Source organism: Acinetobacter corruptisaponis, assembly GCF_030053775.1.
GTDB lineage: Bacteria > Pseudomonadota > Gammaproteobacteria > Pseudomonadales > Moraxellaceae > Acinetobacter > Acinetobacter corruptisaponis.
In genome coordinates, this window is record NZ_CP125669.1 from 2872146 (window position 1) to 2891319 (window position 19174).

Here is a 19174-nt window from a genome sequence, read left to right on the forward strand (position 1 = left end):
GCCATCATAAATGAGGATGTTGATAAATGAATAGCATCTTTCGGATTTTCTTGGCGCAGGAAGCTTGTTAGTGTGGAGAGACAGCAGTAATTAGAGGATAGAGAAATGCAACAGCAGCGTACTTATGATCGTATTGCTCAAGCGATTGCCTATATCCAGCAAAATTTTCAGCAGCAGCCACAACTGGATGAGGTTGCTGCACACATTCATCTCAGTCCAGCGCATTTTCAGCGTTTATTCACTGAATGGGTAGGAACCAGTCCAAAAAAATTCCTACAATATACCAGCGTTGAATATGCCAAAAGTATTTTAAAGCAACAGGGCAGTGTGTTGGATGCGACCTTTGAGACAGGACTTTCCAGTACCAGTCGTTTGCATGACCTGTTTATCCAGATTGAGGGGATGACCCCAGCCGAATATAAACAGGGTGGACAACATTTAGCGATTCATTATTCCTTTGCTGAAACCTTGTTTGGTGAGGTGCTGGTTGCCTCAACTTACAAAGGCATCTGCGCATTAAGCTTTGTGGAAGATCAGGTGGAAGCATTGCAACAATTGAAATCACAGTTTCCTAAGGCTCAGTTTGTTGAGCAGATAGATGAATTTCAGACTAATGCACTGGCTTTCTTCCAGAAAGATTGGGCGCAATTACCTGAAATTAAGCTGCATCTAAAAGGAACCGATTTTCAACTGAAAGTCTGGCAAAGCCTGCTTCGGATTCCCATGGGACAGCTTTCCACCTATGGGCAGATTGCCCAAAATATAGACCATGCCAAGGCAGCCCGTGCAGTGGGAACAGCAATTGGCAGTAATCCTGTGGCTTTCCTGATTCCATGTCATCGGGTGATTCAGTCCACGGGTCTTTTGGGTGGCTATGAATGGGGAACCTTAAGGAAAACAGCAATGATTGGCTGGGAGGGAGCACAGACACATGCAACTGTTTAATATTGAGGCTGACCCAAGGCATAACCATTTACCCTATGATGGAACGGTGCAGTATTATGGCAAAGTCATACAGGAAATGGTCGCTGATGATTATTTTGAAAAGTTGATGCAAAACATTGCTTGGGAAAATGATCAGGCTATTATCTTTGGTCGGCAGATCACCACCAAAAGAAAAGTGGCATGGTATGGCGATCAGGGGTATGAATATACCTACTCAAATATCAACAGATATGCCTTGCCGTGGACGGTTGAACTGCTTGAGTTAAGGCAACGGGTGGAGCTGTTGACAGGTGAGCGCTTTAATTCATGTCTACTGAATCTTTACCATACAGGTGAGGAGGGAATGGCCTGGCACAGTGATGATGAAACCGACTTAAAGAAAAATGGCGCGATTGCGTCACTCAGCTTTGGTGCGGAACGGAAATTTGCCTTTAAACATAAACAAAGCAAGGAAAAGGTGGAGCTGTATCTGGAACATGGCAGTCTACTGGTGATGAAAGACACTACACAAAGCCACTGGCTGCACCGTTTGCCACCCACCAAGAAAGTGTCGACTGCCCGTATCAACCTGACGTTTAGAACGATTGTTGAATAGCATCATCAGTAGCCTTAAACATAGTGATAAAGCTCAACGTCAGTAAAAGTCTGGTTAAATGCCTCGATCAGGCGATTAATCTGTTCAGCCTGATCTGGCACCAGCATCCAGTAAGGGTTTTCATTCGAGATTAATAACAGGGCCAGCCCATGTTGTTCTGCAACCGCATAGATGTTGTCAAAGAGGATGGCATAGATATGTTCTGTAACATCAGGCTCATCTTGAGCATCTGAGTCTGAATTATCATCTTCAGCAAAAAGTTGTTCTATTTCCTCCTCAATACGGTTGTTCAACTGTTCAATATCTACCTTGGCCTGTTGTAGTTGGTGACATTCATCTGTGCCATTGTCATAATATTGTTTTAATTCGACATATTGGATATTTGAGTATTGGCTATTAACCCAGTCAATAAATTGATGAAAAGCATGCAGGTCACGAGGGATGGGGCTTGTGGCAAGCTCAGGAAATACCTGCTGGCAAAGGGTATATAGTACTGTGGACATTATTTGTTCTCATTTTATCTTATCCATATCGTTCTCATTATAAAATAAAAAACCACAGCAGGTGCTGTGGTTTTTAGCGCGCTTAAAGCGTTATGCCTGACCTTGGGCATCACCTTCAGCTTGTAGACGCTGCATATTGGCTTCAAATTCAGCATCAAAGTTAATTGGGGTAAGCAACAATTGTGGGAAGCTACCCTTGGTCACTAGATCATTCACTGCTTCACGCAAGAACGGGAACAGGATATTCGGGCAGTAAGCACCCAGAATGTACGGAAGACGATCTTCCTCCACGCCATCAACCAGGAAAATCCCTGACTGGGTCACATCAACAATGAATGCGGTCTCACTTTCATTGGTGGCCTGAACCACAACTTTTAAAGAAACTTCATAATGGTTTGGATCAATCTTTTCTGCCGCAGAAGATAAATTGATGTTGAGTTCTGGCTGCCACTGCTTGGTAAATACCTGTGCCCCTGGAACTTCAAAAGAAATATCTTTAGTGTAAATACGTTCTAACGCGAGTTGTGGTTGAACTTGTTCTTCGCTCATTGTTTTTCCTTAAATCGTGGAGTGTTGTTAAGCTAATAATTGGTCGAGTTTCCCTTCACGCTCTAAGGCATAAAGTTGGTCAAAACCACCGATAAACTGGTCTTTGATAAAAATTTGAGGCACGGTACGGTGATTGGTACGCTGCATTAACTCAATACGAACTTCAGGCGCCTCATTGGAAAGGTTAATTTCCTTATAGGCAACACCCTTACGCTCAAGGAGCTGTTTTGCCCTCACACAATATGGGCAAGAAAGCGTTGAATAAATGGTGACGTTTGTATCGGTCATTTTATTTCTCCTTAAGCTTTGGTTTTGCTTTTAACTAAGGGTAAGCCCTGGGCTTTCCAATTGCTGACACCACCATCTAGACGGTAGCTGTCGGCATGGCCGACTTTCTGCAATGCGGAGCCTGCAACTTGCCCTAGGTTGCAAATAAACACCAATGGACGGTCACTTGCTTTTAATTCATCAACATGACTTGTGATTTGGCTGTATGGAATGTTGCGGCTGCCACTGATGTGGCCATCACGGAAATCCTTACCATCCCGTAGATCGATCAGCATGGCATTTTTTGCCTTGACCAAAATACCGAGTGATTGTGGTGAAATTTTACGACCATTGCGCTGACCCTCTAAAATGAAGAACAGCACGATGAGCACGCCGAGCGTACCAAACAAAAAGGGGTGGTTCCCCATAAACTCTAACCAGCGTTCCACAAGTCACCTAAAGTTAAAATCAAAATTGACCCTGAGTATAACTTATCTCTATGGTGATCAAAAATGTTAGTTCAAGGGCAAAAAACCAAGAAAACTAACTTTTTTGCTGGGCTTCCTGAATTTCATCCATTAGGCGTAGATAGCTGTCCAAACGTCTTGGTAAAATATCGCCTGCATCAACTGCCTGTTTTAAGGCACAATTTTTCTCATGGCTATGGGTGCAGTTACGGAACTGACAATGGCCCAAATGGGTTTCAATCTCAGGAAAACCTGTTCGTACCTTTTCCAGACTCAAATGCCACAGCCCAAATTCACGGATTCCTGGAGAGTCAATCAGTGCGCCGTTTGTTCCAAATTTAATCAAACGGGTTGAGGTGGTGGTGTGTTGCCCCAGTGCCGAGTTTTCGGAAATGACATTGGTCTTCTGTGCCGCATCTGGAACAATGGTATTAATCAGTGAGCTTTTACCCACCCCAGACTGCCCAACGAACGCAACGGTTTCATTGTCGATTCGTGCGGAAAGTGCGGATAAATCACCTTTTGCATGACAGATCAGGGTTTCATAACCCAGGGCTTCATATTCACTGAGCATGGTCAGGATCGGATCATTTTCAGTGAGTAGGTCTGATTTGTTCAGTACCAGCAATGCAGGAATGTTGGCATCGGCACAGGCAACCAGATAACGGTCAATCAGTGTTGGTGCGGGTTCTGGCAGTGGTGCGAACACAATCACAATCAGGCTGATATTGGCGGCAACGGGTTTTACCTTGTGGTAGCGGTCTGGGCGGGTCAATAACGACTTTCTTGGATAAATCGCGGTGATAATCCCCAGGCCTGTATTTGGGTCGGCCTGCCATTTGACCCGATCTCCTGTCACCAGCAACTCTAGGTTGGTACGGGTATGACAGCGCCAAATACTGTCCAGTTCAATCGGTTTCCAGAATGGTTCAGGTTCGCCCTCAGCCACCTGTGGTTTTTCAGGGTGCTGTTCAGGTACGGACAGGGCTTGTACTTCGAGTTGACGGCCATAATGCTGAACAACCAGCCCATCTAAATCCTGCGACGTGTCAATATCATCCTGACGCGATTTATGCTGTTTTTCAATACGGCGCTGCTGTTGCTCGGTTAAACGACGCTTACGAATTAAAGCCATTCATATCCCAGAAAATCCACATGTTGAAGACCGCAAAAATAGCATGAAGCCGCTATGGAATTACAGCCAAGATGTAATTAATTTGCTACTATTGATGTCTTTAAGCACTTTAGAATCGCCATCCATGAGCAGTACCCCTGATACACGATTAATCTGGATTGACCTGGAAATGACAGGCCTTGATACCGATAACGACAAGATCATTGAAATCGCAACCATTATTACAGATGACCATTTAAATATTCTGGCTGAAGGCCCTGTTTTAGCGGTACATCAATCTGACCTGATCCTGAACGCAATGGATGAGTGGAATACCAAGCAGCATGGACAGTCGGGACTGATTGAACGTGTGCGCCGCAGTAAACTCACCGCTCAGGATGCAGAACAGCAAACACTCGAATTCCTGAAAAAATGGGTCAATCCAAAATCGTCGCCAATGTGTGGTAATTCGATTTGTCAGGATCGCCGTTTCCTGCATCGTTTAATGCCTGAACTGGAACAGTTTTTTCATTACCGCAATCTGGATGTGTCTTCAGTCAAGGAACTGGCGAAGCGCTGGAGACCTGAAATCATGAGCGGTCTCAAGAAAAATGCCTCGCACTTGGCAATGGATGACATTCGTGATTCGATTGCTGAGCTGAAATATTACCGTGAATACTTTTTTATTATGAATAAATAAATTAAGGGGCATAAGCTCCTTTTTTTATGTGAATAAAATATTTGGGCCTGATCAAAAAATCGCTTAAACTCGGTTTTTTATTGCCAACTATAAAAAGAGAGTGTACATGCAAAGTAATAATCCTATTTTAACTCGGGTGGAAACCTACAGCGATTTGGCTGAGCCAATGACTATTCAGGGGGCAATTCAGAAGTCAGTGCTTTTAACCGTGATTGCCGCCGTTTTAGGTATCGCATTGTTTTTCTATTGTGCTATCACTGCAAACCTGTCCATTGCCTATGCGGCTGCGATTGTCGGGGCTGTGGGCAGTTTTATCCTGGCCTTGATCACTACATTTAAATCCAATACCGCACCAGCTTTGGCGATTCCTTATGCCTTGTTTGAGGGAGCTTTCCTGGGTGGCATCTCCTTTATTTTCCAGTTGAAATTCCCAGGCGTACCTTTGCAGGCACTTCTGGCAACCTTTGTGACCACGCTGGTGTTATTTGGCCTGTATAAATTCCAGATTATCCGTGCCACCGAAAAATTCAAGGCGATTGTGATTTCAGCGACCATTGCGATTGCGCTGGTTTTTGTGGTGCAGATCATTCTACGTTTTGCATTTGGCTCAAGCATTCCTTATATTTTTGAAAGCAACTGGTTGGGAATTGGTTTTGCTGCCTTTGTTGCGGTGATTGCCTCACTGAATCTGATTCTTGATTTTGACCTAATCGAGAGTGCTGCGGCACAGCGTGCGCCTAAAGCGTTTGAATGGGTATGCGGCATCGCCTTACTAGCGACGCTTGTGTGGATGTACTATTCATTTATGCGTTTGTTGAGCCTGATTCAAGGTGATGATTAAGCTCAAACGTAGTTAAACCTAAAAATCGCTGTCAGTTGACGGCGATTTTTTTATGCAACAATGTAAAAAAGGTGGATTATGCAATTCCGAAATTGCTGGAATATTGGCATCATGTGGTGAAAATTTTTCGAGTGAGAATAAGATGTCACAAGGACTTTTAGTTGGTAAACGTTTTTTAATTGCAGGGATTGCAAGTAAACTATCAATTGCTTACGGCATTGCGGCTGCCTTGCACCGTGAGGGAGCTGAACTGGCGTTTACCTATCCAAATGAAAAACTGAAAAAACGTGTTGATGAGTTTGCGGCACAGTTTGGTTCAAATCTGGTTTTTCCTTGTGATGTTGCGGTTGATGCCGAAATTGATAGTGCCTTTGTTGAGCTGGCAAAACACTGGGATGGTCTTGATGGTGTGGTTCACTCCATTGGTTTTGCGCCTGCCGAAACGCTGGATGGTGACTTTACTGATGTGACCAGCCGTGACGGTTTTAAAATTGCCCATGACATCAGCGCCTACAGTTTCGTGGCAATGGCACGTGCTGCCAAGCCACTGTTACTTGCCCGTCAGGGCTGTTTATTGACCCTAACTTATCAGGGTTCAGAGCGTGTTTTACCAAATTATAATGTAATGGGTATGGCGAAAGCCTCACTGGAAGCGGGTGTGCGCTATCTGGCTTCGAGTTTGGGTGCCGAGGGGATTCGGGTTAATGCGATTTCTGCTGGCCCAATCCGTACGCTGGCGGCCTCTGGGATCAAGTCATTCCGTAAAATGCTGGATGCCAATGCCAAGATTGCGCCGTTAAAACGTAATGTCACCATTGAGGAAGTGGGCAATGCTGCATTGTTCCTATGCTCGCCGTGGGCGGCAGGTATTACAGGTGAAATCCTTTATGTGGATGCGGGCTTTAATACTGTGGCAATGAGTCCTGATTTGTTTGAGAGTGAGTGATAAGTTATCTCAAGGATTTAAAATAAGGCTACTGTTTTCCAGTAGCCTTATTTTTTTAGGGTTTGAACTTCAGTTAAATAATAAAAATATTTGTTGGTATTTCAATGGGTTTTGTGATATTTAGGTCGGGTTTTTATATCCAGCCAAGATCATCATGTCTGGACATATGTAGTTATTAAAACATATGGGTTTTTATTCATTTTCTGGGGTTGTAAATAAAACATGAAGAAAGTTTTAGTTGTTTGGGGAATCACTATTTTATTTTCACTGCAAGGCTGTGCTGCTGTGATGGCAAGTAAACAGCCGAGTCAAAAGAATCTGGCGGTTCTTGACGTTGGCAAACCTCGCAGTGGTGTCGTGGCCGAATTGGGTGCTCCCGTCATTTCTGAGGCTAAAGAGGGCGAGCGTAAAGAAATCTATACGTTCCAGCAAGGCTATCCAAAGTGGGCAAAGGTTAGTCGTACTTTTTGGCATAGTGCCGCAGATGTTGCTACTTTAGGGCTGTGGGAAGTGATTGGTTCACCAACTGAAGTGTATTTCAGTGGTCAGCAATTATCCTATGAGGTTGTGTTTGATGATCAGGATAAGGTCAAACATACTCAACTTATCAAAGAAACTGCTGACACTGAAACCGTAATACCTAAAACAGGGTCTTAGCCATTTATGGTGCAGGCAATTCTTTCACAGGACTGCCACCCAATGCCTGCATCAGGGTCACATAAGCATTGTATTGACTCTGCTTGGTTTCAACCAGACTGAGTCGTGCATTGCGTGTGGTTTCCTGAGCATCCAGTAGGTTTTTTAAGGCAATCGCACCGTTACGGTAACGCACTTCGGTGAGACGCTCAGTTTTATCAGCCAGCTCAACATTGCGCTGTTGCAACTGTACTTGCTGGTCTAACTGAGTCCGATTCGATAAGGCATTTTCAACATCGGCAAAGGCCTGATACAGGGTTTGGCGATATTGGGTAATGGCTTTTTCATACTCAAGCTCGCTGATCGCAATATCTTTTTTCATATCGTTATATTGCAGGAAAGGCAGACTTAGGCTTGCTCCCAAGGTCAAGGCAGGGTTTTTTAACAGTTGGGTTAAAGAGGTGCTGGAAGTACCCAGATTACCCGTTAAATTGATGGATGGATAATAGCTGGCCTGAGTTGCATCCTTATTGGCAAGGGTCTTGCGTAAGCGCAGTTCAGAAGCCTGTAAATCTGGACGACGGGACAAGATTTCCGCAGGCAAACCGACAGCCACATTTGGCAATGCATTGCGTGGTAATTGTGAGGGTTCCTGAATATTCAACTGTTGCACTGGTTCATGCAGTAAAACGGCCAGTGCAGTCCGTGTTTCAACGCGTTGCTGCTCGATCTGGCTGAGGCTGGCTTTCTGGCTTTGTACAGATTGCTCTGCCTGAGTCAAGTCCAGACCTGAAACGGCACCAGCCTTGTATTGTGACTGTACCAGTGCATAGATTTTCTGTGTTGCGGTCAGGTTTTGCTGAACAGTCCGATAGCGTTCATTCAGATAGCCCAGTTGCCAATACAGTTTTGCGGTTGTACCGACTAGGCTTTGTGCCGTGGCCTGTAAATCCTGTTCACTGGCTAAGGCTTCCCAGCGACTGGCTTCGGTCTGGTTGGCCAGTTTGCCGAATAAGTCCAGTTCATAACTGACACCGACACTTGCTGATAAACCACGGTCACTTCCATCTCCAGAGCGTAGGTCATAGTTATGACCTGTTGACACACTGGAACTGGTACGAATGCCTTGTCTGTTTTCAGCCAGACCTGCCTGTAAACGGGCTTGTTTCAGGGTCATTCCAGCTACGGTGAGATCACTATTTTTTGCCAGTACCTGATCAACCAATTGGTTGAGCTGGGCATCATTAAATAATGTCCACCATTGATCAGTCAGGTTCACATTTTTGTTTTTTTGCGTATTGTACTGGAACTGTTGTGGGACTTGGGCTGTAGGGGCGTTATATGGTGTTTTTACCACAGCAGAACAACCCGCCAGAGAACCTGTGAGTAGCAGCGCAAGTCCTAATTTTGTAAATTGAAAAGACATACCTGAATTCCTTATTCTCTCGCTAAAGCAGCAACTGGGTCGAGTTGTGCCGCATTTCTTGCTGGCAAGAAGCCAAATACAATACCGATCAAACTTGAGCAGACAAAGGCCGCCACAATCGAGGTGGTTGAATAACTCATTTCAATAATGCCCTTGGCGAAGTGCCCAATAATTTGTCCAATGCCAAGAGAAAGCAGTACGCCCAGCACACCACCGAGCAAACACACCAGAATCGCTTCAATCAGGAATTGTTGCAGAATGTCACTTTGTCGTGCGCCTACCGCCATACGTACCCCGATTTCCTGAGTACGTTCAGTGACAGACACCAGCATAATGTTCATCACGCCAATACCGCCTACCACCAGGGAAATCACTGCAATCGCTGAAATCAGCAGGGTCATGGTGGCGGTGGTTTGCTGAATGGTTTCACGGATACTGTCTGAATTCTGGGTAAATACGTCCTGTGCACCGTGACGTTGTTCCAGGAGGGTCAGAATGGCGTTTTCAGCGGCGCTGCTTGGATATTCATCCTTAATTCGCACGATAATGCTACGTACATTGGACTGACCCAACATACGGCTCATCACGGTGGAGTAGGGCAGATAGACATTCAGGCTGTCAGAATTGCCCATAAAACCCTGCTGTGCATCAATTACCCCAATGATTCGGCTTGGAACGCTGCCCAACAGCAGCACTTGACCGACGGGATTGGTGCCATCGGCAAAGAACGTTTTTTCGGTATTGGTATCAATCACCACATCCTGCGCACGTTGGGTCACGCTGTCCTTGTCAAAAGGCTGGCCCGATTTAAAGGTCATGCCACGCACATAGAAGAAATCGGCACTGACACCATTTACCGTTGCTGAAGCTTCGGTATCTTTATAACGCAAGGTGACACTGGTGTTGGCAGAGGGGCTGACTCCATCCACATAGGGCTGTTCCGCCAGTGCATCGGCATCGGCAGGCACGAGGGTTTTCACCTGTGAGGCCCGTGAATTGTCACCAAAACCACGTCCCTGATATACGGTAATGGTGTTGGTACCAAGACTACTGATATTTTCCAGAATCTGCTTTTGCGAACCATTACCCAGTGCAACCACTGAAACTACTGAGGCAATTCCGATGATAATACCGAGCATGGTCAGGAATGTACGCATGCGGTGTGCATTCATGGCCAGCAGTGCCATGCGGAATGCCTCACCTAGACGGTCAAAGAAAGAGTGCCAGGCTGAGGTTTTCTTTTGTGGCGTACGTTGCAGGGTTTGGTGTTCCAGATCATGATCGCTGTGTTCAGGTGTATTGGCACGGTCTGAAATGATATTACCGTCACTGATCTCAATAATACGAGTGGCATTTTTTGCAACATTGTGATCGTGGGTTACCAGAATAATGGTGTGACCCTTGGCATTCAGTTCACGCAAAATCCGCATGACCTCAACACCACTATTCTTATCCAGTGCACCTGTCGGTTCATCGGCAAGAATGACATCACCACCATTCATCAAGGCACGGGCAATGGAGACACGTTGTTGCTGACCACCTGAAAGCTGGCTAGGGCGGTGGTGCAGTCGTTCTTCCAGCCCAAGTTCAGACAGCAATTCAGCAGAACGCTCTTGGCGGAGATGGCTGTCTACGCCCGCATAAATCGCGGGGACTTCAACATTGCCTGCGGCACTTAAATCCCCCAGCAGATGATAACGCTGGAAAATAAAGCCAAAATATTCACGGCGTAGTTGTGCCAGTTCATCAGGCTCTAACTGGCGGGTTTCCCGACCATTGACCTGATAGCTGCCTGCTGTTGGTTTATCCAGACAGCCCAGAATATTCATTAGGGTGGATTTACCAGAACCTGACTGACCGACGATGGCAACCAGCTCACCTGCATAAATCTTTAGATTGATGCCCTTGAGAATCTGGACCGTACCCTCACCTGCGGGAAACTCACGGGTGAGGTTACTGACTTCAAGTAATGGCTGTGATGAATGTGTTTGATCTTGAGTCATATTACATTCTCATTGCACGTTGATTGCTACGTTTTGCCGCCTCATTTGAGCTATCAGTTGCATCGGCAATCACCACCTGATCACCCTGTTTTAAGCCTTTCAACACTTGTGCGGTGACACGGTTGTTCAGGCCAATCAGCACGGGTTGCGGCTGGGCCGTACCATCAGCCTGTAGTACCCGAACCATTGCCATTGAAGCCTTGCCTTGCGCAATCAGTGCCTTGTCATCCTCAGTTAAATCCAGACGTTTCGGACGCTGGGCTGTTTCAGCACCTGATTTTTTTGCCTGATCAGTGGACTTATTTGCATTGGCTGAGCGGTCCTTACGGTTTGGACGCTGACTTTGGATTGCTGCCGCTGGAATGGTCAATGCATTTTTTGCTTCAGCCAAGACAATGTAGACCTGTGCTGTCATATCAATACGTAGTTTGCCATCTTCATTGGGTACATCGAATAAAGCGTTGTAATACACTGCGGAATTAGAGGTAGATGAACTGGTATTGCTGTTTTCAGTGTTAATGGAGTTTGGTGCTGGTTCAACCTGACGCAGTTTTGCATAATGCTTTTTATCGCTGTTGCCTAGGGTGGTGAAATAAACGGTTTGGCCCTGTTCAACTTTCATCACGTCCGCTTCTGAAATCTGTGCCTTTATGGTCATGGTATCCAGTTTTGCCAGTTTCACGATGGTCGGTGCCGTCTGGTTGGCATTCACCGTTTGACCCTCTTCGGTGACAATCGCCACAATGGTTCCATCCATTGGTGCAACAATACTGGTATAACCCAGGTTTTCCTTTGTGGTTGCAAGACTCAAACGCGATTGTTCAATCTGCGCTTTAATCGAGGCAATCTGGGCCTGTGCCGTTTTATAGTTTGCCAATGCCGCTTCAAGTTCAGCACGTGAGGTTGCATCCTGACTAAACATGGCCTGTTGACGTTTATATTCAGCTTCAACCTTGGCTAAGTTGGCCTGCTGCACTGCCAGTTGTGCCTGCTGGTTTTTAATGTTGGCTTCGGCTGTTTTAAGCTCATTCTCCTGACGAATCGAGTCAATCTGGGCAATCAACTGGCCCTGTTTAACCTGGTCGCCCAACTGCACATACATCTTTTTCACCTGACCTGAAACCTGCGCACCGACACTCACCATCTTGGTGGCTTCAAGCACACCTGTTGCCAGCACTGAATCTTCAATATCACCTTTGCTGACTTCGGCACTAATATACTGAGGCGTTTGGGCCTTGGGTTTAAGGAACATCCATCCGAGTGCCGCAATGATGAGCACCCCGATCACAATGATGATGATTTTACGAGGCTGAAATTTTTTAGAACTTGTTTTTTGCATGGCCGCAGGTCAAAAATGAGAAACTTGAGCTAGTATAAAAGTGAAATGAGAAGAAAGCGTGGATATTTTTAATCTAGAATGAGAATTATTTGCTATTTTATGGAGGATTTATTCCATAAAAATCTGATAAATACTTTGTACCCCCATTTCAGCATTTGTTGCCAGAGCGATACCTCCATTTGAGGGAAGCGCATATTCACGTGGATTAATTCGAATAAGATTCGGCGCAAAACGTTCGCTAAAATAGCGTACGGTGGGAATGGCTGTGCCAGCGCCCATTTCAATGACTACAGATCGATGATGTCTTTTTATAAAAGCATCCAGATATTGACCTTGTTGATAATGCCGATGGCTAATCCAGCCATAATCATCGAACATCAGGATATTGGGGCGTGCCAGATTTCCACAGGTGACACATCTGGGCAGTTCTGCCAGCCATTGGCAATCCTGATGGTCAATCTGCGGTGCCAGCGCATCGGCTGGCCAGATCTCCTGATCACAGGGCTCAAGACACTGTAGATGGTGAATGGAGCCGTGACATTCATAAATTCGCTCTGGATCAAAACCTGCTTTCTGGAATTGCCCATCCACATTTGAGGTAAAAACAAAGTAGGGCAGCCGCAATTTTTCAGCCAACTGCTTTAATAGGCTAAAACCTTGATGGGGCGTGGTCTGTCGATAAAGTGCCAGGCGATGTCCATAAAATCCCCAGGCCAAACGTGGTTGCCGTCTAAACGCTGCTGGATTGGCAATTTCCGTAAAGTCAATACGTTGCCTACCCAGTTCAGGATAGGCCTGCCACATTCCCTGATTGCCGCGAAAGTCAGGTAGGCCTGAATCAACACCCATCCCAGCACCTGCGGAAATGATCAGGCTGTCCGCTTTGGAAAATAACCTTTGAATGTGTTTAATCTCTATTGGACTTAGCTGGTGCATGACAATCATCTTTCACCTGTTGAATAAGCTGTATTGATTGTAGCCATGTACTGAATGGAGATAAAGAAACAGGAGGCTTGGGAAGATATTTTTAATTGTTTGGTCATAGCAGTTTGCTGAAAACAGATTTCATCCATACCTATCTGAATAGTATGAGAATAATAATCTATAAATAATTCAATGCCTTGTTCTTGTTTTTGCGTTGAAGTACAGTTTTTGATAAAACCATAATTTTTTTATGGATTTAAGTTTTGAAAAATTGTAGAATTTAATTCCATATTTTTTATATGGATTTAATCCCAGAACAACCATATAAAAATATGTCAATAAATACAAGTGATTCACAGGAAATTTCACAGGGGAAATGAAAATGGAATGGAAAGAAAGTTTTAACATTGGAATTGATGTGATTGATCATCAGCATCGCCAGATTTTGCAGTATATCAACACGCTGGAGGAAATCAGGGTAAGTGGTCAGCGTGACAAGATTCAGGAAGTGCTGGAAGACTTGATTGATTACACCCAGTCCCATTTTAGTTTTGAGGAAAACCTGCTGGCACAGGTCAACTATCAGTATTTACCCTCGCATAAGGGCATACATGACCTGTTTGTAAAAAGGCTCAACGAATACCGCCAGCGTTTTGAAAAGGGGGAGGCGGTGGAGAATGATTTATATCGGCTGCTTTCCAAATGGTTGATCAACCATATCCAGCATGATGATCAGGATTATGTGGATGCTGTGCGTGACAATATGATCAGGTATTTACGTTCTCAGGAGCAGAAAAAAGAGAAAAGCTGGTTTGCACGTTTATTTGATTAAAAATTAAATCATACAAACAGGCGGTTGCCACACAACTCCCCAACTGCCTGTAACATCAGGTGTTCTGGATTCTCTTTGGACATACCTTTAATGGCGGCATCAATACGCAGCAGTAAATCAGACCAGGTCAGAAACTGTCTTGGATTCAAGCGCCGTAACGCCTGTTGATATTGTGAAACCTTGGTGTTCCAGATACCAAGCTGTAGGGCATTGTGTGGTTGCTCAAACAACTGCATCAATAGGCGCATTTCCTTGCTGAGTGTCCATAAAATCAGGCTGTCAGGCTCGCCAGCCGCAATCAGGTACTGATAAATCTTGACCGACTGCGCCAGGTTGCCAGCCAACAAGGCATCACTCAGGTCATAGGTGGTATAACGGGATTGATCCTGTAAACAGGCATACAGCTGTTCAGTCTGAATTTGCTTAAGATCTGGAAAGGTGTCTGCAACACGCATCAGGCTGTTTTTTGCAGCCAGTAAATTATGTTCATGGTGCTGCATCAGCCATTGCCATGCATCATTGTTGAGTTGAATCCCCAGTTTTTCTGCCTCAATACCTAGGATGCGTTGCCGATCCTGTGGATAGGTGGCGGTGAGTGCAACCACCACGCCATTGGCTTCCACGGTCTGAAAAAAGGCTGTCTTTAAACTGCTGCTGTCCTGTTTGGGTAACACAATCAGGAGTAAGTTATGTTCATTGTGCTGAATATAATTTTTAAGCTGTTTTAGACTATTCGCATCAGGCTTGATATTGCCATGCACTTCAATCGCAAGCTGTTGTGAAAATAATGACAGGCTATTCAGCGCATTAAAGACATTTTTCCAGTCATTCACGTTACCAATATCGTAGCGTTGCCGCTCAACTTCCTGCTGTTGCCAGCTTTTGCGAAAGGCATCCAGCAGGTTTTGTTCAAGCAGGGGTTCCTGACCGTGCATAATCCATGCGCCACGGGCTTCATGGACACGCTTTAGGGCTTGAACATAATCCAGCTTCATAATGACAGCTTAGGGTTGAGCTTTAGGCAAGCGGTTTGCGGCAATTTGACGTGTCAATTGTTGGGCCAGGTCATCAATCACAATACGGTTGAGATAGGCTTCCTGCTGGTTGTCAGTGTTGACGGTTGCCACATCGTATTGATAGCTACGGGAAGCTGTTAAGGTACGTGGTTCAGTCATCTTGCGACCCTGACGGTCCTCAATCTGAAAGGTAACCGTTAAACGTAGTAGCACCTCTGTCAATTTACCATTCAACAACTGGCGGCGAGGGGTGTAATCCAGAATACGCAATACATAGGCATCATTGGCATTACTGAGCTGTACACCTGTTGCACTGAGGTAAATACTTAAACGATTTTCGAGTTCATCGGTATTGTCAGGTAGAACCAGGGTGAGTTTATTGTAGACCAATGGTGTTGCGGCTGGGTTGCTTCCCTTAAGATGAAAACCACAACCGACTAAGCCAGCACTTAGACCCAAAGTTAAAACAATAGCAGCGAGACGTTGCGCTAAGTGCATAAATATCCCTCATAGACAATGAGGGCGTATACAATACGCCCCTACAGTTTAAACGACTAAATTCACCAATTTGTTTGGCACAACAATTTCTTTCTTGGTTGGACCTGTCAGGAATTGCTGAACTTCTGCCAAGGCTTTTGCCTGTGCCAATAAATCTTCTTTGGAAATATCAACAGTGACTTCCAGCTTACCACGAAGCTTGCCATTCACCTGTACAACAATCGTTTGCGTATTGCGGGTCAAGGCTGACTCGTCCACCTGAGGGAATTCAGCCGAGGTTAAATCAATACCAAACTGAGCCAACAAGGTCTGGCTTAAATGTGGTGCAAATGGTGCAAGTAATGTCAGCAATGTTGTGATTGCTTCGCGTTCAACCGCAACATCGCTATCGTCTTTGGCTTCAAACTTGTTGGTTGCATTCAACAATTCCATTAATGCGGCAATGGCGGTATTAAAGGCGTGACGACGTTCAATGTCATCACCCACTTTCTGAATCGTTTCATGGGTTTTACGGCGTAGATCTTGAGCTTCCTTGCTTAATGCAACACTTCCAACGTCACTACCACCGTTGGTTGATTTTTCTAAGAAGCCAGTAGCCAAACGCCATACACGTTTCAGGAAGCGGTTGGCACCTTCAACCCCTGCATCTGACCATTCCAAAGACTGATCAGGTGGGGCGGCAAACATCATAAAGACACGGGCGGTATCTGCACCGTACTGGTCAATAATCGCCTGCGGGTCAATGCCGTTGTTTTTCGACTTGGACATTTTTTCTTGTCCACCGATAACCACATCCTGACCATCACCTGAATATTTTGCTGAAAGCACACGGCCTTTTTCATCTTTTTCTAAAATAATGTCGGCAGGGTTGAACCAGGTTTTTTTGCCATTTTCAGCTTCACGGTAGAACGTATCCGCCAAAACCATGCCCTGTGTCAACAGGTTGCTAAAGGGTTCGTTGCCCTGAACAACACCCTCGTCACGCATCAATTTATGGAAGAAACGTGCATAAAGTAAGTGTAGGATAGCGTGTTCCACACCACCGATGTATTGGTTGACTGGTAGCCAGTTTTGCGCCGCTTCAGGCTTGACCATACCACCAGTGAAATCAGGTGAGGCGTAGCGTGCATAGTACCAAGAGGATTCTACGAAAGTATCTAAAGTATCTGTTTCACGACGTGCATTACCACCACAGCTTGGACACTTGGTTTCATAGAACTCAGGCATCTTGTTCAATGGGTTGCCAGAGCCATCTGGAACGACATCAGTCGGTAATACTACTGGTAATTGATCTTCTGGAACTGTGACTTGACCACAACGATTACAGTTGATCATTGGAATTGGACAACCCCAGTAACGCTGACGGGACACGCCCCAGTCACGTAGACGGAACTGAACCTTGGCATTAGCCAAAGCTTGTGGTTCTAGTTTGGCAAGGAGTGCATCAAAAGCAGCCTGGAAATTCAAACCATCAAACTCACCTGAGTTGACCAGTTTACCCTCTTTAGAGCCATACCATTCCTGCCATGTGGTTGCAGAAAACTCAGCGTCATCTACACCTTTGGCATCAATCACTTGCTTAATAGGTAAATTAAACTTATTGGCAAATTCAAAGTCACGTTCATCATGTGCAGGAACTGCCATCACCGCGCCAGAACCGTAAGACATCAACACATAGTTGGCAATCCAGACAGGTACTTGTTCGCCAGTGACAGGATGCTTAACAAATAAACCTGTTGCCATGCCTTTCTTTTCAGCAGTGGCTAAATCTGCCTCTGCTACTGAACCCATACGGCATTCTTCAATAAATGCAGCAAGTTCAGGATTATTTTCTGCTGCTTTTAATGCAAGAGGATGTTCTGCCGCTACCGCAACATAGGTCACACCCATTAAAGTGTCAGCACGGGTGGTATAAACTGTTAGGCCATCTGCATAAATTTCAGGATTGGCGGATGGAAAGGTAATTTCCATTCCTGTAGAACGACCAATCCAGTTACGTTGCATGGTCAAAACCTGCTGTGGCCAGCCATCCTGCAAGGTATCTAGATCATCCAGCAACTCTTGTGCGTAGTCAGTGATGCGGAAGTAGTACATTGGGATGTCGCGTTTTTCCACCAATGCACCCGAACGCCAGCCACGACCATTTTCAACTTGCTCATTGGCTAATACTGTCTGGTCTACTGGGTCCCAGTTCACTGTTGAAAGCTTGCGGTAGATCAGGCCTTTTTTATAAAGCTGAACGAACAACCATTGTTCCCAGTGATAGTACTCAGGCGTACAGGTTGCGAACTCACGATCCCAGTCCACAGACAACCCCAGTTTCTTTAACTGGTCACGCATGTAGGCGATGTTTTCAAATGTCCATTTTGCAGGCGCAACTTTATGCGCGATTGCTGCATTCTCGGCAGGTAAACCAAACGCATCCCAGCCCATTGGCTGCAACACAGTTTCGCCCTTTAAACGGTAAAAACGGCTAATCACATCACCGATGGTGTAGTTGCGCACATGCCCCATATGCAGCTTGCCACTTGGGTAGGGGAACATCGACAGGATATAGCGATGTTTGCCCTCTACAGTGTCGGCAACTTTGAAAACTTTGCGATTGTCCCAGTCTTGTTGAACTTGGGGCTCAATGGCACTTGCTTGATATTCGGCGTCAATGTGAGAAGTCGTCATAGGGATATGCGATACAACAAAAAAGTAAGATTAAGATTGCTGCACAGCATAGCGCAAAACTGGGTGAAATGTCAGTTTTTAGATTGGGATTTTATCTTCAAGGCGGTTAGATACCACCTTGATCTATTCAGGCTACTTTATCATTCTGAATGTGATGGTGCAGATGGTGCCTGAGCAGGAGGTGAGGTTGTTGCAGCCGCTTCAGCCGCCACATTTGCTGCCTGTGATGCATGTTGCGCAGCGTTCTGGGCTTGCTGTGCGGCCTGATTTGCTGTTGTGGCTGGTGCTGGTGTCGCCTGATTTCCACCATAGGTTGAAACTTTATTTAAACGTTTTGCACCTTTAGGCGGAGGTGTGGTGGTGTAGTGGGTCGATCCATTTGCATCGACCCATTTGTAGTACTGTTGCGCATGGTTTTGACTTGAACAAAGCAGCAGTGCTGTTGTGGCAACCGTATATAAGCCCGTTTTTAAATAAGATTGTTTCATGTTTGATCTCCCCAAGAGAATTCTGTCTATATTCGATCAAAGTGTATTCAGGATGCAATTTACAATGCATAGTTTTATGTAAAAAGAAAATGAATTTTTGATAAATGGACGTTTCACTAGACTAAACCACTGCTGTGAATAAGCCTAAAAAAACAACAGCTAAAAAATATTATAGAAAAACCTTTCCTTTATTCTTGACTTTGTGTATGAAAGCAACAAAAATGCTTGCTTTAGTTTTATATGCGCTTATTTGATCACCCTTCGAATAAATGTCATGGCTTGCAATGGACATTCTTTCTAGCCGAGAGAATGATTTTTTGAAATATGCTTATCCCAGCATATTTTGATTCGAGATGTAAAAACAGCTTATACGGCTGATGAGTCAGAAAATTTTTCCTATTGCAGCAAA

Annotated in this window: 20 protein-coding genes; 7 read left to right on the forward strand and 13 right to left on the reverse strand. The window is 45.2% G+C overall.

Annotation, left to right across the window (positions count from 1 at the left end; translation table 11 throughout):
• Positions 1-105: 105 nt before the first annotated feature.
• Positions 106-945, forward strand: coding sequence for a bifunctional transcriptional activator/DNA repair enzyme AdaA (locus QLH32_RS13685; protein ID WP_283266631.1), 840 nt, complete (start codon positions 106-108; stop codon positions 943-945).
• Entirely contained in the window at positions 932-1540 is a 609-nt protein-coding gene (locus tag QLH32_RS13690; protein WP_283266632.1) for an alpha-ketoglutarate-dependent dioxygenase AlkB family protein, read from the forward strand. Before QLH32_RS13685 ends, QLH32_RS13690 begins: the two co-directional genes overlap by 14 nt.
• Positions 1541-1554: 14 nt before the next feature.
• On the opposite strand, the gene QLH32_RS13695 is transcribed toward QLH32_RS13690, so the two are convergent.
• From QLH32_RS13695 to rsgA, 5 genes are all read right to left on the reverse strand, one after another.
• Positions 1555-2043 carry a hypothetical protein gene (locus QLH32_RS13695; protein WP_283266633.1) on the reverse strand — a complete coding sequence of 163 codons (489 nt, stop codon included), beginning with the start codon at positions 2041-2043 and terminating at the stop codon, positions 1555-1557.
• 90 nt (positions 2044-2133) lie between these two features.
• Positions 2134-2592 carry a protein-export chaperone SecB gene (gene secB / locus QLH32_RS13700; protein ID WP_283266634.1) on the reverse strand — a complete coding sequence of 153 codons (459 nt, stop codon included), beginning with the start codon at positions 2590-2592 and terminating at the stop codon, positions 2134-2136.
• Positions 2593-2619: 27 nt separating this feature from the next.
• Complete coding sequence (gene grxC / locus QLH32_RS13705) at positions 2620-2880, reverse strand: glutaredoxin 3 (protein WP_004681801.1); 261 nt, start codon at positions 2878-2880, stop codon at positions 2620-2622.
• Between the two features lie 11 nt (positions 2881-2891).
• Positions 2892-3308 carry a rhodanese-like domain-containing protein gene (locus QLH32_RS13710; RefSeq protein ID WP_267981655.1) on the reverse strand — a complete coding sequence of 139 codons (417 nt, stop codon included), beginning with the start codon at positions 3306-3308 and terminating at the stop codon, positions 2892-2894.
• A 94-nt stretch (positions 3309-3402) separates the two neighbouring features.
• Positions 3403-4461, reverse strand: a complete 1059-nt coding sequence (gene rsgA / locus QLH32_RS13715) for a ribosome small subunit-dependent GTPase A (protein ID WP_283266635.1) — start codon at positions 4459-4461, stop codon at positions 3403-3405.
• 124 nt (positions 4462-4585) lie between these two features.
• On the opposite strand from rsgA, the gene orn reads away from it, so the two are divergent.
• The 4 genes from orn to QLH32_RS13735 all read left to right on the forward strand — a co-directional run bounded on the left by orn (position 4586) and on the right by QLH32_RS13735 (position 7584).
• Positions 4586-5140 (forward strand): oligoribonuclease, encoded by a 555-nt coding sequence (gene orn / locus QLH32_RS13720; protein ID WP_283266636.1) that lies wholly within the window; start codon positions 4586-4588, stop codon positions 5138-5140.
• Positions 5141-5246: 106 nt separating this feature from the next.
• Complete coding sequence (locus QLH32_RS13725; protein ID WP_283266637.1) at positions 5247-5981, forward strand: Bax inhibitor-1/YccA family protein; 735 nt, start codon at positions 5247-5249, stop codon at positions 5979-5981.
• Between the two features lie 142 nt (positions 5982-6123).
• Entirely contained in the window at positions 6124-6927 is an 804-nt protein-coding gene (locus tag QLH32_RS13730; RefSeq protein ID WP_283266638.1) for an enoyl-ACP reductase FabI, read from the forward strand.
• A 222-nt stretch (positions 6928-7149) separates the two neighbouring features.
• Positions 7150-7584, forward strand: coding sequence for a hypothetical protein (locus tag QLH32_RS13735; protein ID WP_283266639.1), 435 nt, complete (start codon positions 7150-7152; stop codon positions 7582-7584).
• A gap of 4 nt (positions 7585-7588) precedes the next feature.
• Here the strand turns inward: QLH32_RS13735 and QLH32_RS13740 are convergent, their stop codons facing one another.
• From QLH32_RS13740 to QLH32_RS13755, 4 genes are all read right to left on the reverse strand, one after another.
• Entirely contained in the window at positions 7589-8989 is a 1401-nt protein-coding gene (locus tag QLH32_RS13740; protein ID WP_283266640.1) for an efflux transporter outer membrane subunit, read from the reverse strand.
• 11 nt (positions 8990-9000) lie between these two features.
• On the reverse strand, positions 9001-10992 hold the full coding sequence (locus QLH32_RS13745; RefSeq protein ID WP_283266641.1) for a MacB family efflux pump subunit: 1992 nt from the start codon (positions 10990-10992) through the stop codon (positions 9001-9003).
• A gap of 1 nt (position 10993) precedes the next feature.
• Complete coding sequence (locus QLH32_RS13750; protein ID WP_283266642.1) at positions 10994-12331, reverse strand: MacA family efflux pump subunit; 1338 nt, start codon at positions 12329-12331, stop codon at positions 10994-10996.
• 108 nt (positions 12332-12439) lie between these two features.
• Positions 12440-13267: an SIR2 family NAD-dependent protein deacylase gene (locus QLH32_RS13755; RefSeq protein WP_283266643.1), complete on the reverse strand. Its 828-nt coding sequence runs from the start codon at positions 13265-13267 to the stop codon at positions 12440-12442.
• Between the two features lie 370 nt (positions 13268-13637).
• Between QLH32_RS13755 and QLH32_RS13760 the strand changes: the two genes are divergently transcribed.
• Positions 13638-14087 (forward strand): bacteriohemerythrin, encoded by a 450-nt coding sequence (locus QLH32_RS13760; RefSeq protein ID WP_267981665.1) that lies wholly within the window; start codon positions 13638-13640, stop codon positions 14085-14087.
• A gap of 8 nt (positions 14088-14095) precedes the next feature.
• On the opposite strand, the gene holA is transcribed toward QLH32_RS13760, so the two are convergent.
• From holA to QLH32_RS13780, 4 genes are all read right to left on the reverse strand, one after another.
• Positions 14096-15082, reverse strand: coding sequence for a DNA polymerase III subunit delta (holA, locus tag QLH32_RS13765; protein ID WP_283266644.1), 987 nt, complete (start codon positions 15080-15082; stop codon positions 14096-14098).
• A gap of 9 nt (positions 15083-15091) precedes the next feature.
• A complete protein-coding gene (locus QLH32_RS13770; protein ID WP_267981667.1) occupies positions 15092-15601 on the reverse strand; it encodes an LPS-assembly lipoprotein LptE in 510 nt (169 codons plus the stop codon).
• Between the two features lie 48 nt (positions 15602-15649).
• Entirely contained in the window at positions 15650-18277 is a 2628-nt protein-coding gene (gene leuS / locus QLH32_RS13775) for a leucine--tRNA ligase (RefSeq protein ID WP_283266645.1), read from the reverse strand.
• A 140-nt stretch (positions 18278-18417) separates the two neighbouring features.
• Positions 18418-18765, reverse strand: coding sequence for a DUF4124 domain-containing protein (locus QLH32_RS13780; protein ID WP_283266646.1), 348 nt, complete (start codon positions 18763-18765; stop codon positions 18418-18420).
• Positions 18766-19174 lie beyond the last annotated feature (409 nt).